We start from the raw sequence: 20,325 nt of genomic DNA, 5'->3' as shown, positions 1-20,325 counted from the left end.
ATAACGAGCTCCCGTGATGAGTACAGATAACATGCAAATCGTACTGACTTATGCTGATATTGCGCTTGCCAGCAGTTTGATTATCATCGTGCTGCTCGTGTCATGGTTTTTACATCTAAGATTGACCAAAACACTTGTCATTGCAGCCCTCCGTACAGTGATACAGCTTAGCTTTATCGGGCTAATATTGGCATGGATTTTTGCTCGGGAACAATGGTACGAAGTCCTAATTATTTTGACCATCATGACTTTGATTGCTGGTAGCGCTGCCAAAAATCGGGTTAAACGCACTTATAAAGGTCTGTTAGTTGATACGTTAATCGCTGTCAGTACATCAGCAGTATTGGTTACGGTCATCGCTATTAGCCTTATTTTACAAGTGCAGCCTTGGTATACACCGCAATTTATCATTCCTATACTCGGCTTAATACTTGGTAATTCCTTGACCGCCATCTCCTTGACCAGCAACCAGCTTATCGAAAACCTACATGGGCAACAAGGGCGCATCGAGATGATGCTAAGCCTCTCTGCCAAACCATTTGAAGCGGTACACGAACAAATACGAGCGGCTATCATCAATGGCATGACGCCCACCTTAAACTCGATGCTGGTTGTCGGCATTGTCAGCTTACCGGGTATGATGACTGGGCAAATACTTGCGGGCGCAGACCCCACCCAAGCTGTGCGTTATCAGATTGTAACTATGTTTTTAATCTGCGTCAGTAGCACCCTTGGCTGTACGATAAGCGCTTTACTGATTTATCGGCGATTTTTTAATAAGAAACAGCAGTTCGTCCTACCATAACGACCGTTGGTCATAAATTTATTGCATAATTAATAAATTTATTTATCCGCATTTTATATGTACTGGGCAGTACGCTCATGCTAATATTGCCTTTACTTAGATTCATGCTAATGTATTGCTTAAATGTATTATTATATGGACGATACATTACTTTTTAGTTGCGAATAATTGGTAAAAACGCTTTAAAATTGAATGTCACTTTTAAGATGATCATATTCATTTAAAACCGATGCTTTTATCATTCATCAAAACTGAACAACAGACATTGGTAGTCCGTCAATAGATAAGGATATTATCAAACTCAGCGGCAATTGTTTTAAGTCAGCGCTGGTTTTTTTATTGACACGGATATGACTGCTTAACGATAGAAACTTAATTGAACTTCCAGGACGCTGACTATGACGTTGAATAAACCTTGGCTTGCCCAATATCCTAAGAGTGTGCCTAAAACTATCGATCCCGATAGATATGGCAGCATCATGGAGCTCTATGAAGAGTGCTTTGACCGCTTTCGTCTGCATCCAATGAGTATCTGTATGGGCGTGACCCATACTTATGATGACATTGATAAGGCATCTCTTGCGGTTGCTGCTTGGTTACAGGCACAAGGACTTCCTCAAGGGAGTGTGGTTGCACTGATGATGCCAAACGTACCGCAGTATTTGCCAACGATGATTGGTATTTTGCGCGCAGGTTATGTTTGTACGCCAGTCAACCCTCTATATACGGGGCGCGAGCTGCGTCATCAGTTAAATGACTCAGGCGCTCAGGTTATCTTTGTGGTTGATAATTTTGCTCAAGCGCTCGAGCAGGTCATTGATGAGACCAATATCAAACGTATTGTCTTATCAAAAATGGGCGATATGATGGGTCTAAAAGGTATTTTAGTAAATACCATTATCCGTCAAGTCAAACGCTTGGTGCCCAAATACAAGCTCAACGACCCTAAGCATGAAGTGACTAAATTCCCAGACGTGCTAAAGAAAGGCAAGCACTTGCCCTTCCAAAAGCCAAAGATGTCATTGGATCAAAAAGCCTTTTTACAATATACCGGTGGTACGACGGGCTTATCTAAGGGTGCCATTTTATCTCAGCGTAATATCGTCGCAGGAGCCATGCAGTCAGAAGCGTGGACGCGTCCTATTACCTCAGAGATTAATGAGGTTTATATTAATATGGTGATGGCATTACCGCTATATCATATTTTTGCCTTTATGCTGAGCTCATTAGGTATGCGTGCAGGCTATACTTTCATCTTAGTACCCAATCCACGCGATATTCCCGGCTTTATTAAAACCTTATCAAAACAGCCCTTTCATATCTTCCCAGCGGTTAATACCTTGTTTAAAGGGTTACTCGATCATCCAAACTTTAAAGACCTTGATTTTAGCTCACTGCGTATCTCGCAAGCAGGTGGTATGGCGGCGACCGAACAAACAGCAGCGCGCTGGCTAGAGGTTACTGGCTGCGCTATGATTGAAGGTTGGGGTATGACTGAAGGCGTGGCTGTCGGTACAGCCAACGTCATTACTGACCGTAAGTTTAATGGCACGATTGGCGTTCCTGTCCCGAGCGTTGATGTCATCATCATCGATGATGAAGGCAATCGTGTTGGCGTCAATCAAGCTGGCGAGATGTGCGTTAAAGGTCCAAACGTCACCTCAGGCTATCTGAATAGAGACAGTAGTGATGACTTTACCAAAGATGGCTATTTCCGTACTGGCGATATCGTCAGCATGGATGAAAAAGGCTACTTTAGATTATTAGACCGTAAAAAAGACATGATTTTGGTCTCGGGATTCAATGTCTTCCCGAACGAAATCGAATCAGTCATGCTAGATTGTAAGGGCATTCTTGACTGTGCGGTTATCGGTATTCCTGATGAGCGTCAAGGCGAAGCGGTCAAAATCTATGTCGTCCCTGCGGACAACAATGTCACTAAAAACTCTATTAAAGAATTTGCACTAGATAATTTGACCGGTTATAAATGTCCGCGTCATATCGAGTTTGTGACTGAATTGCCAAAAAGTAATGTGGGTAAAGTACTGCGTCAAAAACTGCGCGAGAAACACATCGCTGATAATCCACAGCGCTAATCTTATTCATAAAGAAGTCATAAAAAGAGCGCCCTATCTTCACTATAGGGCGCTCTTTTTATGCTTTAACCATTTCTCTTTACTACTAAAACCTTGCGGTTTGTAACTACTCAGTTAGCTAAACTAAGATAAAATTAATAATTTTATAGGACATTTTTACTGAAATTAATAACTTATATTTGTAGTACTATGTACTAGATTATTTGACTGCCCTCTTATCTTATATTAGCAACCACTTATCTACTTTAGCTTGCAACACAGTTTTTTTGTTTTATCAAACTGAATTATAAACTAATAAGTTCTTGTATAGGAATAACAGATTCAATTGCAGTTATGTTAATGTATTGCCAAAATATGTTACGCTATTATTTATTAAATTATATTGATAGTATCTTCAACTGAGGTTAATCGACCAACCTTGTCTGGATATAATATTTTTTCAGTACTAACTTTAGTATTAACAGCACTCACTAGCCGTTTAATCTACTTAAGTGCTAATTCTTGGTAGTTAAATATTTTTTAATTAAATAATCTTGTAATCAATGATATTTGTATAAAGGCCACCGTATTTTAGCAGTCTGTGAATAAATAGGATAACACTCGGCAATCCATCGATGATAGGGCGATGATGGTATTGTTGACAGGGACGTGACTACTTTTTTATAGAACCTTAACTTATCGCACATTTAAGGACGCTAAGTATGACCATTGATAAGCCTTGGCTTGCTCAATATCCAGCAAACGTACCAAATACCATCAATCCTGATCAATACGAAAGTCTTATAGAGCTATATGAAGAGTGCTTTAACCGTTTTCGTATGCATCCTATGACCATCTGTATGGGCGTGACCCACACGTATGGCGATGTTGATCAAGCCTCTCTTGCCGTTGCCGCATGGTTACAAGCGCAAGGTATTCCTAAAGGCAGTGTCGTGGCGCTTATGATGCCAAACGTGCCACAATATCTGCCAACGATGATTGGTATTTTGCGTGCAGGCTATGTTTGTACGCCTATCAACCCTCTGTATACCGGTCGCGAGCTGCGTCATCAATTAAATGATTCAGGCGCTCAGGTTATCTTTGTGGTTGATAACTTTGCTCAAGCGCTTGAGCAAGTCATTGAAGAGACAGATATCAAGCGTATTGTCCTATCAAAAATGGGCGATATGATGGGTCTAAAAGGTATTTTGGTCAATACCGTTATCCGTCAGGTTAAACGCTTGGTGCCAAAGTACAATCTTAATGATCCTAAATACAACGTCACCAAATTTCCTGACGTGCTAAAAAAAGGTAAAAACCTACCTTTCCAAGCGCCAAAAACTTCATTGCAACACAAAGCTATTTTGCAATATACCGGTGGTACGACAGGCTTGTCTAAAGGTGCTATATTAACTCAGCGCAATGTCGTTGCCGCTGCGATGCAGTCAGAAGCGTGGTATCGCCCGATTACTTCAGATATTAACGAGGCTTATATCAATATGGTCATGGCGTTACCGCTATATCATATCTTCGCCTTTATGCTGAGCCTACTCGGTATGCGTTCGGGTTATACTTTTATATTGATACCTAATCCACGTGATATGCCTGGATTTATCAAGACCTTATCAAAACAACCGTTCCATATTTTCCCTGCGGTAAATACCTTGTTTAAAGGGTTGCTTGATCAGCCAAACTTTAAAGACTTAGATTTTAGCTCGCTACGTATCTCGCAGGCAGGCGGCATGGCAGCGACCGAACAAACAGCAGCGCGATGGTTAAAAGTCACTGGTTGTCCGATGATTGAAGGTTGGGGAATGACTGAATGTGTAGCCGTCGGCACCAACAATATTATCACCGACCGTCAGTTTAATGGCACCATTGGCACCCCAGGCCCCAGCGTAGATATTGTAGTTACCGATGATAATGGTAAGCACGTAGGTGTTAATCAGGCGGGTGAGATGTGTATCAAGGGGCCAAATGTGTTTTCAGGCTACTTTAATAAAGACAATACTAACGACTTTACTAAAGATGGCTACTTCCGTACGGGCGATATTATCAGCATGGATGAAAAGGGCTATATCACCCTACTTGATCGCAAAAAAGACATGATTTTGGTCTCAGGCTTTAACGTCTTTCCTAATGAAATCGAGTCGGTCATGCTTGATTGCAAAGGAATTGTTGAATGTGCGGTCATCGGCATTCCTGATGAGCATCAAGGTGAGGCTGTCAAAATCTATATCGTCCCTGCCGATAATAATGTCACCAAAAGTGACATCAAAGAGTTCGCTATCGACAACTTAACGGGCTATAAATGCCCACGCCATATCGAATTTGTCAGCGAGCTACCAAAGAGTAATGTGGGCAAAATACTACGCCAAAAATTGCGTGAAAAACATATGCTAGATAATCCACAAGCTTTGTAGCATTTAAGACTTTAAAGTTCCAAAAGTAATAAAAGCCCGCTACATGAAATGTAGCGGGCTTTTTGTTGTTTTAATTTTGCTTTTACTGTATCTAGCAGAAATAGCAAAATAACTGGTATCAGCTGATCTTATTAACCACTTGTAGTGGTAAATGCTTCATGGCTTGACCGACAATCGACCACGGTAAACTTGGCACACAAGCTTCGTTTACTCTTGTCTCAATCGCAGCAACGATTGCTGTGGTGCCGGTCTCTGCATCGACTTCAAACGGTAAAGGTTTGGCATTCTCATTGATTTCCGTGCGAACATAGCCTGGATAAATGGTGGACACTTGAATCGGCAGATTGGTTAATAGCATATCAGCACGGATGCCTTCTGCTAAATGCGCCAAGCCCGCTTTACTTGCGCCATAAGCGGTCAAATGCTTAGGCAAGCCGCGCATCGCCGACATACTTGATATCACTACCAGATGACCGCTATTTTGTGCACGGAATATATTCATCGCCGCTTCACATTGTGCGAGTGCAGAAACAAAGTTAATCTCAACAGTACGGCGGTTGGTATCAAAGCGCCCTTTACCAATACGCCGACTATCACCGATACCAGCATTCACCACCATACGATCGATATGCCCAAAATCCGCCGCAAAGGCATCAAACACTGTAAAAATCGCATCGTAATCGCTGACATCTAATACTCGATATTCGACACGAATATCAGGGTATTGAGCCAATAATTTTGCTTTTAAATTCTCTAAGCGGTCGGTACGGCGGGCACAAATAGCAAGATTATAGCCAAGTTTAGCAAAAATTTTTGCCATACCCTCGCCCAATCCTGAGCTGGCACCAGTGATTAAAATTGTTTTGCCGCGTCCAACTTGCTGCTTATTCAAGCCTTTTAGATAACGAGCTGGCTGAATGGCACTAAATAGCTGATTTTTACTGTGCTTGGCACTATTGGTGACCAAATTTATCAATGTATTTTTCATGGAACGTCCTATTTGTGTCAATTTAAAACACTGTCAATCATTTATAATAGCGCAAATCTATGGCATGACCTAAAAGCATTATGCAAAGCGGCTACCTGCTTAAAGTAACCGCTTTGTCGTTCTTTAAATGATGGCTTAAGTGCTCGCTTAAGTAATGGTTTAATTGATAACTTTAACCATATTTATAATACTTCACTACGACCATGTACTAATTTACCGCCATGTCACAAAGCGCTTGCCCTCAGAAAACAGATGACTATATTCATTTAAAGACAATAAGCGCGTGCGCTCATTTTTAAGTGTAAGAGACGTCACGCCAGTGTTGACCAAGCTTTTATTGATTTGATACGCCGTCGAACTGCCTTGTTGCAATAACTGCGCGGTAATAGCAGCGATAATACCGCCTGAGGTAAATACCAGCACTGTATCATCACGACCCAACTGTAAGTTAGCAACTTGCAGACGCACTTGCTCAAGCGCGTACTTTGCGCGCTCACTAAACTGCACCCAGCTCTCGATATAGTCACTATCGTTTTCACCTGCATGCCAGCGCTGCATCGCGGCATCAAACAGCTCAGCTAACCGCGTAGAAGGCACTTCTGCTTGCGCGATCTCAGCTGCAATTGCCGCACGATTACTAAAAGCTGGATTGGATTTTATTAACACATCTTTATGATTAAATTCATCAAATTGTGGCAGTACATAGCTATCAGGCTGATTCATATCTATTTCAGGCGTGCGAAGCGTATCTGTATCACCCACACAAGACTGATAGCTTTGCCAAAAATGCTGTGCCGAGTCTTGTTGCCTGACCAGGCTACCAGTAAAAATCGCATCGATGCGGCGCTGAGTGTTTGCATAGTGTTGACCGAGCATTTGCGCTTGCATACCGCCAAGCTTTGAGAGCTGATCGTAGTTTTCTTGTCCAAAGGACGCCTGACCATGACGGGCCAGAAGGATGGTTGTCATAAAACACTACCTTTTATCATAATTTTTGCATGCGTTATTAACCTACCGTTTTCTAACGCTTCTCTACAGCATTTCTATAAATAATTACTCATCTGATGATGGCGACGGTTTAGCAAAATAACCTTTTGGTAAAATACCTTTAACCACCTTTTGTACAGGAGCTGGTAATTGCTCAATGGTAGCAGCGTCGATACCAATTTCTTTTAATTGTGGCTGCACATAAGTATTGAATAAAGCCTCACCCTCATACTGCGCAATCAGCTTGAGACATTTGGCATGTAATACATGGACAATGAGCCAAAAGTTTTTAAACGCTGGATTGGTGGTTTGTTTATTATAATAGCGATAGTAAATTTGCTGCACGATACCAGCTAAACGGAACAGACCGAACACTTCATAAAACGTCCAATTTTCTATCTTGAGGCCCGTTTGCTGCAGGTAATAATCAACCACCTCATCACGGGTCATCATACCTTCTAAGTGCGTTGGCTGACGGCGTGACTGCTGCATGATGATGTTATCATCTTCTTCGACCCAATAAGCCAATGCACTCCCCAAATCCATCAAAGGATCGCCCAAGGTTGCCATTTCCCAATCGAGTACGCCAATGACCTTGGTCGGATCAGTAGCATCCAAAATCACATTATCAAAGCGCCAGTCATTATGAATCAAGCAGGTTTTACTATCAGCAGGCGTATGCTTACCTAGCCACTGACGTACTAGGCCAAAGCTAGGGACATTAGGCGTTTTGGCTTTGACGTAACGTTTATCCCAACCAGTCACTTGACGCTCGCAGTAACCTTCACCGCGCCCAAGGTTGACCAAGTCAGGATGCTTTTTATAATCGACTTGATGTAAATCAATCAATGCATCAATGACATTGGTACATAAAACACGCGTTTGCTTTACATCTAAATCAATGCCTTTTGGCAAATTGGCACGAGGAATGATACCTTCCATACGCTCCATGACATAAAAATCGGCACCGATGACGGACTCATCAGTGCATAGCGCGACCATTTTAGGCACATAAGGATAGGCGTCTTTTAAGGCCTTTTGCACGGTATATTCACGTACCATATCGTGCGCTGATTTGGCTTTAGTGCCTTTTGGCGGACGACGCAAAATCAAATCTTGGTCTGTGCCCTGACCATTATATTGCAAGCGATAAGTCCAGTTTGAAGCGCCACCTGAGAATTGAGTAACGGTTGGCTCGCCTTCTATATTAACGCCTTGCTCGCGTAGCCAATTGCTAACCGCCTGTGCGTCAAGCTCCTCGCCCTCACGCACTTCGCCGCCTTTATCTAGGACTTTATTAACGGTTTGTTTGTCAGCATCGCTGTTGTTGGCAGGATATTCAGTTGCCATAAGACATTCCTTATCGTGTGGTCAGTTATTTTTATCAAAAATTACAGTGATGAAAAATTCACCATTAAGTGATTAATGGTGAATTTTAATTGAACGTTAAGTTGAGCGCATGACTATATTGTTAATTAGAAAAACAGCTATGAAGATCAATAATCATACGCTTGCTAGAGACTAAGCCTAGGCTTTAGTAGGTTTCGACGAACGACTAAAACCCTGACGCTTTAATTCTAATTTCGCAATCATGGTTTTATGAACTTCATCAGGACCATCGGCTAAACGTAGCGCTCGTGCTTGCGCAAAGAAAGCAGGCAACATCGTATCTTGACAAACGCCCATACCACCATGAATTTGAATCGCCATGTCGACCACTTCTTGCAATACCGTTGGTGCAACCACTTTAATCGCAGAGATTTCAGTGAGTGCTGCTTTGGTGCCTTGCGCGTCCATTTTCTGCGCCGCATATAAAGTCAGCAGGCGTGCTTGGTCAATTTTGATACGCGCTTCAGCAATACGCTCAAAGTTACCGCCCAGTTGTAGCAATGGCTTACCAAAAGCAGTACGCTCCATGCCGCGTTTTACGGCCAGCTCTAGCGACTTTTCAGCAGCGCCAATACAACGCATGCAATGATGGATACGACCTGGTCCTAGGCGACCTTGGGCAATCTCAAAACCCATACCTGGTCCACCGATAAAGTGGCTGACGGGCACACGTACATCATTAAAGCTGACTTCGCCATGTCCGTGCGGCGCATCGTAATCACCAAATACTTTTAGCATACGCTCGATATTGACGCCTGCCGTTTTGGCTGGTATCAACACCATCGAATGCTGATGATGACGGTCTTTAGTGTCATCAGGGGTATACGCCATCACAATCAAGATATCAACTGCAGGGTCACCCAGACCTGATGACCACCACTTGCTACCGTTGATGATAATCTCATCGCCATCGACGACAGCAGTAGCTTGCATATTAGTCGCATCACTGGAGGCAACATCAGGTTCAGTCATACAGAATACAGAACGCGTTTTACCTTCTAATATTGGCGTGAGCCATTTGTCTTGCTGATCCTCAGAACCATAACGCCATAGCAATTCCATATTGCCGCTATCGGGCGCATTACAGTTGAATACGTAAGGCGCAAGTAAGCTGCGGCCCGTCAGCTCAGCAATCGGCGCATAATCGGTGACTGATAGCCCAGCGCCGAGCGTATCATCAGGCAAGAATAAATTCCAAAGACCTGCCTCACGTGCTTGTTTGCGCAAGCTCTCGTATTTTTCTGGCCAATGCCATTTTGTCCAGTCGCCATCGGGATTTTGCGCATGACAATCCGCCCAAAACTGTGCTTCGATTGGCTCGATATCGGTTTCAATAAAGGCTTTAACTTTAGCATGCATGGCTTGACCATGTTCTGTTGCCGTAAACATTAAGGTATTACTAGACATAATGACTTCCTTTTCTTTACTCATGGTTAATGACTTTAATAAATTTCACACTGAAATTTTAATAAAATATTATAGTGTACGTACGTATACTCTGTTCTGTATGCCACATTTATAACACAGCATTTATAATTAAACAGCAAAAAAGGCGCGACCCGCTAGGACACGCCTTTTACAAAATGCAAACAATGCACGACTAAAAAATGAAACGTTAAAACGTCACCTACGAGTCATCACAATGATATCTAAGATTATTTTAGGATATTCAAACGACTGTTTAACTCAAAACGTGCCAAGGCATCTGGCAATTTATCAATCGCTATGTTGAGTGTCGCCTCTGCTGCTTGTGACAGCCCCAACTTTTCTGCAAGGGTTGGTTTTTGACGTGAATGCAGTGCATACACCTCATTGTCTTCCATAAGCTCTAAAATATAGCTGTCTGAGGTTTGTAGGCTATCAATTAAATTAAGCTTTAACGCATCTTCACCATACCAGTGTTCGCCAGTCGCGACTTTAGCGACATCCAATGTTGGACGATAAGTATTGACAAAATGCTTAAATAACTCGTGCGTCTGCTCAAGCTCTTCTTGATATTTCGCGCGGTCTTCAGCGTCATTTTCACCAAATACGGTCACGGTACGTTTGTAATCACCCGCGGTAAACATCTCATAATCGACATCGTGATTTTTTAGCCATTTATGAAAGTTTGGTAATTGCGATACTACACCGATAGAGCCAATCACAGCAAAGGGTGCAGCCACGACATTGTCGGCCACACAGGCCATCATATAACCACCACTGGCCGCCACTTTATCAACACAGACGGTGAGTTTTAGACCTGCGTCTTTTAAACGTGCCAATTGTGCTGCTGCCAAACCATAACCATGAACCAAGCCGCCGCCCGACTCTAGGCGCACCACTACCTCATCGCCTTTATTAGCAGTACTGATTAAAGTGCTGATTTCTTCGCGTAAATGCTTCACCGCCGTGGCTTTAATATCGCCATCAAAATCAAGAACAAAGACTTGCTGTTTATCATCGCTATTATTCTTTTTATTTTTGCTTTTACTTTTTACTTTTAATGCTTGTTTGGCCTTTTTAGCCATGGCTTTTTTTAACTGTTTAAGCGCCGCTTTACCTTGCGTCGCCTCCATCAGGTCTTCACGACGTTGCTCTTGGCTTTTATTCAGATGGATAACTCTTAGCTCAACAGGATTTTTAGAAGGATGAAAAAGCATGAGCGGAATTCCTTGTTATTTAAAATGGATAATTGAAATTGTTTTAATAAGGTTTGATAAGTTAGCCTGATATGCGCACAGTAGCTAGTATTTTCAAGCAAAATGACAATATTTAACTGATGGCCAATGTTATGGTATGAATACTATAAACACATGGCGAGCACCTCACTCCCTCATCACGAACCAGTAAGATGCCATATCTGCTAAACATGGCTTACTCTTAGCGCTTTGTATCGCAACCGCTGGTTGTATAACAAAGGCAGATTAGGCATAATATGTGTTTACACCAAATTTTCTGCAGCCAACGTGATGACCATTTGTCTTATATCGCGTTATTTGTGCTTTTTTAGCTAAAGGCTGGAATCGCACGGCGCATGTATCACACGCTAACGGCTGCATTATTGTATTTCGAATTGGGCTGACAACTGGATAATTATATTATGACGCAAAGCACTATGACGCATAGCGAATACCGAGACGAATATTGCGGCGCTGTAACCGAAAGCTTCATCGATCAGACCATTAGTATCGTAGGCTGGGTACATCGTCGTCGCGATCACGGTGGCGTGATTTTCTTAGACATGCGTGACCGCGCTGGTATCTTGCAGGTCGTCGTTGACCCTGACACGCCAGAAGCCTTTGCAACTGCTGATGCGGTACGTCCTGAATATGTGCTAAAAATCACTGGTCGCGTACGTCGCCGTTATGAAGGTACTGAAAACAATAATATGACCAGTGGTCAGATTGAGCTGCTGGGCAAAGAGATTGAAGTATTGGCGAAATCTGAAACACCGCCTTTTCCATTAAATGATGAGAAAACCACGGTATCAGAAGACTTGCGTCTAAAATATCGCTACCTTGATATGCGCCGTCCGCAGATGCAAGAGCGTATGGTTTTCCGTGCTAAAGCCACTTCAACGATTCGTCGTTATTTAGATGACCATGGTTTCTTAGACGTTGAAACGCCTATCTTGACTCGTGCAACGCCAGAAGGCGCGCGTGATTATCTGGTACCTTCACGTACACGTCCCGGTAACTTCTTTGCCTTGCCGCAGTCGCCACAGCTATTTAAACAGCTATTGATGGTGTCAGGATTTGATCGTTATTATCAAATCGCTAAATGTTTCCGTGACGAAGATTTACGTGCTGACCGTCAGCCTGAATTTACCCAAGTGGATATTGAGACTTCTTTCTTAAACGAAGAAGAGATCATGAATATCAACGAAGGTTTAATTAAGCATCTATTTAAAACTATGATGGATGTTGAATTTGAGCAATTTCCACGTATGACTTATGCTGAAGCAATGCGTGACTATGCCTCAGACAAGCCTGACTTACGTATTCCATTAAAACTGGTCGACGTAGCCGATTTAATGAAAGACGTTGATTTTAAAGTATTTGCTGGTCCTGCGAACGATCCTAAAGGTCGCGTTGCTGCTCTACGCATCCCCGGCGGCGCTTCATTAAGCCGTAAACAAATCGATGCTTATACTAAGTTTGTGAGCATTTATGGTGCACGTGGTTTGGCTTATATCAAAGTCAATGACGCTAGCAACATCAATAATGGCGTCGACAAAGAGTCTGGTCTACAGTCTCCTATCATCAAAAACATGACTGATGACGTATTGGTCAGCTTGATTGAACGTACTGGTGCCCAAAGCAATGACATTATCTTCTTTGGTGCGGATAAAGCCAGTATCGTCAATGACGCAATCGGCGCACTACGCCAAAAGATTGGTCTAGATTTAGAAATGACCACTTGTGAATGGGCGCCACTTTGGGTAACTGACTTCCCAATGTTTGAAGAAACTGACGATGGTCGTTGGACGTCAATGCACCATCCGTTCACGAAGCCAAAATGTTCTGTTGAAGAATTAAAAACCAATCCTGAAGCGGCACTTTCTATCGCTTATGATATGGTACTGAATGGCACAGAAGTTGGCGGTGGTAGCTTACGTATCAATACCTTTGATATGCAGCAAGCCGTACTTGATGCTTTAGGTATCGGTGAGCAAGAGGCTCAAGACAAGTTTGGCTTCTTACTTGACGCCTTGAAATTCGGTGCGCCTCCGCATGGTGGATTGGCCTTTGGTTTGGATCGCTTAATTATGCTGATGGTCGGCGCGGACTCTATTCGTGATGTCATAGCCTTCCCAAAAACCAAAACTGCTGAGTGCCCACTCACTCAAGCACCTGCTGAAGTCGATAGCAAGCAGCTACGTGATCTTGGTATCCGTGTGCGCGAAAAAGCACAGGCTGACACCAACAAACCTGCGCAATAAATAGTCAGATAATGCTTAGTTACTTATTATCTGACTGGTTACGTGATTCATCACCGTGTGAACGGTCATGAATCCGTATCATATCTTCAAATTCGTGCCACTGTCTGTCTTGCAGATGCTGGCACGTTTTGTTGCTTGGGTAATATTGCGCCTACCAAATGCTAGCATTATGAGTACTGTTAGTATCAATATGGCATTGATTGCGCCATCGTTATCTAAGCGACAAAAGCAAGCCTTAACCAAAGACATTATTTATCATCAATGTTTAACCACTATTGAATCTGTTAAGAGCTGGGCAATGCCACCTGAATGGAGCATTGCTCAGATTTGTGACGTTTATAATAAAGAGTTTTTATTAGAAGGGCTTGCAAGTCCTAACGGCATGCTAGCGATTGTCCCACATCTCGGTACGTGGGAGATGATGAATGCTTGGCTTAATCAGTTTGGTTCGCCTACTATTATGTATAAGCCCGTTAAAGGTAATATTACAAATGATTTTGTCCTGCAAGGTCGTTCAAAGCTGAATGCGACTCTGGTACCAACCGATGGTAGCGGCGTCAAAGCCGTATTTAAAACCCTTAAACAAGGTGGCTTTAGTATTGTACTGCCTGATCATGTGCCTGATCCATCAGGCGGTGTGATTGTGCCTTTTTTCGGGATTGAGACCTTGACCAGTACGCTTGCCTCCAAACTTGCGAGCAAAACCAAATGTGCGTTGGTCGGCTTATCTTGTATTCGTCGTGATGACGGGCGCGGCTTTGATATCTATTGTTATAAGTTAGATGACCCTGCCCTATATGACCGCAATACTGAAACTGCGGCGTATGCGCTCAATCTTGCCATGCAACATATGATCGAAGATAAATGCAGTCATTATATGTGGGGTTATCGCCGTTTTAAGCACATACCTGTTTTAGACAATCCTTATATCGCTGACAAAGAAGCCTTAGCAGCGTTTATTCATAATCAAAACTCTAAGTATACAAAATCTTAAGCTATGAATAATCAACAGCGTATAGTAAGTAAAAATAATATCAAGATCTAACACTTAACACTTAAAAAATAATGTGAATAATAGCCGTGTTAATATCAGCTAACGTTTACATTATTTCTATCCTTCTAAGTTGTAGTTTTTTTAAAATTCGTTCTTCATTTATATAAACATGAGTGCATGATGGCAACTGACGTAAAGCAAAACTTATCAATAGACTCAGACCTAATAGATGGCAAAGACTTTGAGCAACGTTATATTATTTGTATGAAATGGGGCGATAAATACGGTGCAGAATATGTCAACCGTCTTTATAACATGGTCAGTCGGCACCTGACTTTAGATTTCCAAATGGTCTGTCTCACCGATGATAGCACCGGCATCGATCCTGCCATTCAGTGCTACCCGATTCCAGAGATGGATTTGCCAGCGGGTCCTGAACGTGGTTGGAAAAAACTCACCACTTTTAAGCCAGAATTATATGACCTAAAAGGTGTCGCCTTATTTTTAGACATCGATATCGTTATCGTCGATAATATTGATGCTTTTTTCACTTATGAAGCTGAGCATGAAGACAGCGTTGTTATCATTCGTGACTGGAAAAAGCCATGGCGCATGATTGGTAATAGTTCGGTTTATCGCTTTAATATTGGAATGGGCACTTACCCTGATTTGCTCGCAAATTTTGAGCGCAATTTCGACAGCATTCGTCAGCAAGTCCGCCATGAGCAAGCCTACTTATCTAACTATCTGCGTGAGCATCATCATCTAGAGTACTGGGATAAAGACTGGTGTGTCAGCTTTAAATATCAGTGTATTGCCCCTATTCCATTTAACTTTGTGCGGCCACCGACGTTGCCTGAGGGTGCAAAAATAGTTATATTTCATGGCGAGATTAATCCACCAGATGCCATTAAAGGTGGCGGCGGTAAATGGTATCGTCATGTTAAACCAAGTCCTTGGTTAAAGGAGCATTGGGTATGAAGCATCATAAAGTTACCAGATCGCATCGCCTCTCTATCGTTATGATAGTTAAAAACGAAGCCAAAAACCTTGCTATATCATTACCTGCTTTACAGGGACTAGCGGACGAGATTATTGTATTAGACTCAGGTAGTACAGATAACAGCCAAGCCATCGTAGAGCAGTACGGTGGTAAATGGCATATCAATACCCATTGGCAAGGGTTTGGTAAACAGCGTCAATTAGCACAATCTTATGCAACAGGTGATTGGATTCTAGCATTAGATGCTGATGAAGAAGTAACTCCTCAGCTTAAAGATAGTATTCTCGAAATTATCTCACAAAAACCAAATGATACCGTATATGGCATTAAGAGAATTGACTGTATTTTTGGGCATGAAATTGATAATCGCTACTGGTCATTAAAAGCTCACTGGCGATTATACCCAAGAGGTTTTTCATATAATGACAATTTAGTACATGAGTCAGTCATTTTAAATGGTGCTAAAACTGACACTATAAATGGTTTTTTACTACATCATACTGCTGAGACGCCTTTATTTTGGCTGCAGAAACGCCTGGATTATGCCAAAGCATGGGCAGATGACCGCTATACTATTGGAAAAAGAGTATCGATGACTTCAGTTATCACTCATACATTTTGGTCATTCATCAAACAATATTTAATTGATGGGCGTTTTTTAAAAGGTAGATATGGTTTAGTTTATTCATTGCTATTTACACAATATACTTTTAATAAATACGCCATTTTATACGACCTTATTCATAATAAAGCAGAAGAAGCCTTTCTTGACTCTGTTAATACAACTTCACAATTAAAGATAATTGACCTTTCAAGAAAACAAAGTACAGTCTCTTTAGTGATGATTGTCAAAAACGAATCTAAACATTTGAAATCATGTTTAGATACAGTCTATGATATTGTCGATGAAATCATTATTTTAGACTCTGGTAGCACAGACAATACTCAGAAAATTGCTGAAGATTACGGAGCTAAATGGTTTGTTAATACGGATTGGCAGGGCTTTGGAAAACAACGTCAGCTAGCCCAAAGCTATACAAGTAGCGACTATGTACTTGTATTAGATGCTGATGAGCGTTTAGATCAAGAATTACGTGAGTCAATTGTTAGTGTATTAAATAAACCTCTACAAAACGATAAGGTGTTCAGCGTCGCACGTGTGAATCAATTTTGTGGAGTAGAGGTGCAAAAACGCATTTGGTATACAGATAAATTAGCTAGACTATATGCAAATCAAACATTCAAATACTCACCCCTAGAGGTACATGAATCTTTAGATCAGAATGGTATACATACTGAAGTCCTAAACGGTTATCTACCTCATATTACTAATGATAACTTACATCACTTTTTGGTTAAAAATATTCGTTATAGTCATGATTGGGCAAAAGAAAAGCATCAAGATGGTAAAAATATTCTATTAGTTGAATTACTATTTCGCTCTTGGTTTTCATTTATCCGTGAGTATCTTATCCGCGCGGATATACTAGGTGGTGCATATGGGTTTATATTAGCCTTTGCCTCGCTTGGCTATACAATGGATAAATATATAATGCTTTCGCAGATGAATAACGAAAAATAAAAATAAGTGTTAAAAAGCTATCATGTTAAAATCCTTTTAAGCTTAAACCTGTTAGCTGACCATTATTAGCCTATCTTTTATATTAGCTTTGGCTTTTGGTTTTTGAGAGTTAAGCGTCTCACCAGCAAGCACTCTTTCATAACAATGTAAATATCCTTTTGCCATTGCCGTATGACTAAAATACTGTTTTGCATGGTTATGGCAGGCATGTCTATCAAATTGATCAGTATTCCTCACTGACTCAGTCAATACACTATAGCTGTCTGATAAAAGACCAATATCTTCTTGAGTAATTATATCTGGTAACGCGCCAAACGATGTGGCAAACACAGGGCAACCCAAATATAAGCTTTCAATGACAGCCAGTCCAAATGGTTCATGCCATAATACAGGGAATATCAAACCTTTAGAGTTACGCACTAATTTATTTTTTTGTTCACCACCAATCATGCCATGAAAGGTCAATGCTGACGAGGGATAAAAATATGGATTTCGGCGAATATTGAAACGTTTACCTCCTAGAATATGCATCGGCATATCTGCTTTTTGTGCAATTCTTACAGAGCCTTGTAAGTTTTTGATACGCCACGAAGCTTTAGCGAGAAAGTGAACATAATGTTTAGGATTAAAGTTGGGCTCCCCATAGTCAGGCCAATATAACCCGTTGTGAACGAAACACGTAGCATTATAGTTATCAGCATGTCTACTTGATAAATAAATCGTATTAATTGGATACTCTTTTTCAACTTCACTATTGCTATGTTCAGTACATACAAAAGGAGTATTAATATCTCCGTCATAGGGATAATGAAAATGGATAATATCTGCCCAGCCTTCGATTTGGCTTTCTAATGATTTTTTTTCATCAAAATACAAGGCGTCAGGATGTGTATTCTTATTCTTAGTAATGAACTTAACTTCATGTCCCAAGGATTTTTGCCCTTGATATAGTCCCCATAAAACACGTTCAGTACCTCCATAGTCTATTGGTGGAATACTAAGCTGCGTGAGAAGAACATGTAATATTTTCATGCTTAATCCTTTAAACTAAAATCATATAGAAGATTCTGAGCAATTGCAGGCGGCTCGTCATGTAACGCATGACCATTTAAAACTTGTTTATAATAATATAAATAATTCCTGCTCATAATAAGATGATTAAAAGTTTCTCGTGCATAATCATGACAACGCTCACGACTAAATTGCCCAATATTATTCAAGGCATCGACCATAACACTTTTACTATCAGTGCTTATTCCAACATCTCTAGTAATTATTTCAGGTAAAGAACCACAGTTACTACCAATGACAGGGCACCCTAAATATAAGCTTTCTATCATTGCTAAACCGAAAGCCTCGTAATTAAGCACGGGAAAAATCAAGGCTTGAGAGTTACGTATTACTTCATTCTTCTTATCGCCTCCAAGCATGCCATAAAAATTCAAATCATTTCCCGGATAAAAATAAGGTTTATATTTTCCATTTTTACGCCATTTTAAACAATAACGTTTACTACCGATAATATGTAAGCTTTTTTTCGCTTTTCGAGCAACTTCCACACTGTCTTTTAGGTTCTTGTCTTTATATTTTGCGTTAGCAAGAAAATGAATGTAATTACCTGAATGAGTTAAATTAGGTTCGCCATAATCATCCCAATATAACCCATTGTAAACATAAGCTTTACCACCACTTCGCTCCGCATGCAGCTTTCCTAGAAAAACTGTATTTTTGGGAAAAGATGCCGGTGTAACTTGCTGATTATGCGTTGTACAGATAAAAGGGGTCCTAAGCTCACCTTCATATAAGAAATGAAAATGAATAATATCCGCCCAGCCTTCTACTTGCTCTTCGAGAGTATTTTTTGGGTTATATAAAAGTGCATCCGGATGACTACTCTGATGTTTAGTCAAAAACTTAACCTCATGCCCTAACTCTTTCTGCCCTTTATATAAAGCCCAGACAACACGTTCTGTACCACCGTATTTCAGAGGTGGAACAGGCATTCGTGTAAGTAATACATGTAGAATTTTCACAAATACCTCATAATTGAATAACTTTTTATTGTTTAGAGTGTTTAATATTCCAAACACGTAATACTGGAAAACTCAGGTTTTATCAATAGCTACATATATTAATATAAGAAAAGCTGAGCAATTATGCTCAGCTTATACAACCTACTTGAAAACTCTGTTCTTAATCAATAAAGCTTAACCAATGCATATACTGCTCATTGCGACCATGAACTACATCAAAGTATAAGGTTTGCAGTTTCTCAGTCAGCTCACCACGACCACCATTACCGATAACACGGTCATCGTATTCACGAATAGGCGTCACTTCAGCAGCGGTACCGGTCATAAAGATTTCATCCGCCAAGTAGAACTCATCACGAGTGATGCGGCGCTCAACGACTTTGATACCCAAGTCTTCAGCAAACTGAATGATAGTACGACGGGTAATACCATCTAGCGCGCCACCACCTAAGTCAGGTGTATGCAGTACACCGTCTTTGACTAAAAATAAGTTCTCACCAGCACCTTGGCAAACATAACCCTGAGGATCCATCAAGATAGCTTCGTCATAGCCATTACGTGTGACTTCTTGATTTGCCATGATAGAGACTGGATAGTTGCTAGATGCTTTTGCTTTACACATAGTCACATTAGTCATGTGATGAGTAAATGACGAGGTTTTTACACGGATGCCGTTTTTGATACCGTCTTCACCCAGGTAGGCGCCCCAATGCCATGCTGCAACCATCGCATTTACGCTATTATCACGTGATGATAATCCCAGCTTTTCGGCACCGAACCAAATCAGCGGGCGAATATAAGCTTCTGCCAAGTTATTTTGCTTGACCACATCTTTTTGCGCTTGCTCAAGTGCCGCTGCATCAAATGGTACACTCATTTGAAAGATTTTTGCAGAACCCAATAGGCGATCGGTATGGTCTTTTAAGCGAAAAATCGCCGTACGGTTGTCAGCAGTCTGGTAAGCACGCACACCTTCAAACACCGCCATGCCATAATGCAGGCTATGCGTCAGTACATGGATTTTGGCATCTGGCTGTTCAATCATCGTGCCATTCATCCAAAGCTTACCTTCTTGTGTTGCCATATTCATTTAATAGTCCTTATGCTAGCGCTGACGTCTAA

Annotated in this window: 15 protein-coding genes; 7 read left to right on the top strand and 8 right to left on the bottom strand. The window is 41.3% G+C overall.

All coding sequences use genetic code 11. The features are described 5' to 3' along the window. Nucleotides 1-16: 16 nt before the first annotated feature. The 3 genes from FHS24_RS01080 (at nt 17) to FHS24_RS01070 (ending at nt 5,303) form a co-directional block, all read left to right on the top strand. Nucleotides 17-805, top strand: a complete 789-nt coding sequence (locus FHS24_RS01080) for an ABC transporter permease (RefSeq protein WP_227671766.1) — start codon at nt 17-19, stop codon at nt 803-805. 398 nt (nt 806-1,203) lie between these two features. Continuing rightward, on the top strand, nt 1,204-2,901 hold the full coding sequence (locus FHS24_RS01075; RefSeq protein WP_183617973.1) for an AMP-binding protein: 1,698 nt from the start codon (nt 1,204-1,206) through the stop codon (nt 2,899-2,901). A 701-nt stretch (nt 2,902-3,602) separates the two neighbouring features. Then, nucleotides 3,603-5,303, top strand: a complete 1,701-nt coding sequence (locus FHS24_RS01070) for an AMP-binding protein (protein WP_183617971.1) — start codon at nt 3,603-3,605, stop codon at nt 5,301-5,303. A 118-nt stretch (nt 5,304-5,421) separates the two neighbouring features. Here FHS24_RS01070 and FHS24_RS01065 read toward each other — a convergent pair whose 3' ends face one another. From FHS24_RS01065 to sohB, 5 genes are all read right to left on the bottom strand, one after another. Further along, nucleotides 5,422-6,291 (bottom strand): SDR family oxidoreductase, encoded by an 870-nt coding sequence (locus FHS24_RS01065; protein ID WP_183617969.1) that lies wholly within the window; start codon nt 6,289-6,291, stop codon nt 5,422-5,424. A 213-nt stretch (nt 6,292-6,504) separates the two neighbouring features. Continuing rightward, nucleotides 6,505-7,260 (bottom strand): histidine phosphatase family protein, encoded by a 756-nt coding sequence (locus FHS24_RS01060; RefSeq protein ID WP_183617967.1) that lies wholly within the window; start codon nt 7,258-7,260, stop codon nt 6,505-6,507. 84 nt (nt 7,261-7,344) lie between these two features. Then, on the bottom strand, nt 7,345-8,628 hold the full coding sequence (locus FHS24_RS01055; RefSeq protein ID WP_183617965.1) for a phosphotransferase family protein: 1,284 nt from the start codon (nt 8,626-8,628) through the stop codon (nt 7,345-7,347). A 177-nt stretch (nt 8,629-8,805) separates the two neighbouring features. After that, nucleotides 8,806-10,056: an acyl-CoA dehydrogenase family protein gene (locus FHS24_RS01050; RefSeq protein WP_406947786.1), complete on the bottom strand. Its 1,251-nt coding sequence runs from the start codon at nt 10,054-10,056 to the stop codon at nt 8,806-8,808. A gap of 266 nt (nt 10,057-10,322) precedes the next feature. Further along, nucleotides 10,323-11,309: a protease SohB gene (gene sohB, locus FHS24_RS01045; RefSeq protein WP_183617961.1), complete on the bottom strand. Its 987-nt coding sequence runs from the start codon at nt 11,307-11,309 to the stop codon at nt 10,323-10,325. A 455-nt stretch (nt 11,310-11,764) separates the two neighbouring features. Here sohB and aspS point away from each other — a divergent pair, with 455 nt between their 5' ends. From aspS to FHS24_RS01025, 4 genes are all read left to right on the top strand, one after another. Beyond that, the gene (gene aspS / locus FHS24_RS01040; protein ID WP_183619069.1) at nt 11,765-13,591 is read left to right on the top strand and encodes an aspartate--tRNA ligase; all 1,827 of its coding nucleotides are present in this window, start codon (nt 11,765-11,767) and stop codon (nt 13,589-13,591) included. A gap of 67 nt (nt 13,592-13,658) precedes the next feature. Further along, complete coding sequence (locus tag FHS24_RS01035; protein WP_183617959.1) at nt 13,659-14,585, top strand: lysophospholipid acyltransferase family protein; 927 nt, start codon at nt 13,659-13,661, stop codon at nt 14,583-14,585. Nucleotides 14,586-14,849: 264 nt separating this feature from the next. Continuing rightward, nucleotides 14,850-15,566, top strand: a complete 717-nt coding sequence (locus FHS24_RS01030; protein ID WP_201599016.1) for a glycosyltransferase — start codon at nt 14,850-14,852, stop codon at nt 15,564-15,566. Further along, nucleotides 15,563-17,170, top strand: a complete 1,608-nt coding sequence (locus FHS24_RS01025) for a glycosyltransferase family 2 protein (protein WP_227671765.1) — start codon at nt 15,563-15,565, stop codon at nt 17,168-17,170. Before FHS24_RS01030 ends, FHS24_RS01025 begins: the two co-directional genes overlap by 4 nt. 51 nt (nt 17,171-17,221) lie before the next feature. Here FHS24_RS01025 and FHS24_RS01020 read toward each other — a convergent pair whose 3' ends face one another. The 3 genes from FHS24_RS01020 to FHS24_RS01010 form a co-directional block, all read right to left on the bottom strand. After that, nucleotides 17,222-18,202, bottom strand: a complete 981-nt coding sequence (locus FHS24_RS01020; protein WP_183617955.1) for a glycosyltransferase family 4 protein — start codon at nt 18,200-18,202, stop codon at nt 17,222-17,224. Between the two features lie 2 nt (nt 18,203-18,204). Next, complete coding sequence (locus FHS24_RS01015) at nt 18,205-19,203, bottom strand: glycosyltransferase family 4 protein (protein WP_227671764.1); 999 nt, start codon at nt 19,201-19,203, stop codon at nt 18,205-18,207. Nucleotides 19,204-19,363: 160 nt separating this feature from the next. Then, nucleotides 19,364-20,293 (bottom strand): branched-chain amino acid transaminase, encoded by a 930-nt coding sequence (locus FHS24_RS01010; RefSeq protein WP_183617953.1) that lies wholly within the window; start codon nt 20,291-20,293, stop codon nt 19,364-19,366. Between the last annotated feature and the right edge of the window lie 32 nt (nt 20,294-20,325).

The sequence above is a fragment of the Psychrobacter luti genome (assembly GCF_014192115.1).
Classification (GTDB): Bacteria; Pseudomonadota; Gammaproteobacteria; order Pseudomonadales; family Moraxellaceae; genus Psychrobacter; species Psychrobacter luti.
This window is presented reverse-complemented; position numbering and strand designations above follow the sequence as displayed.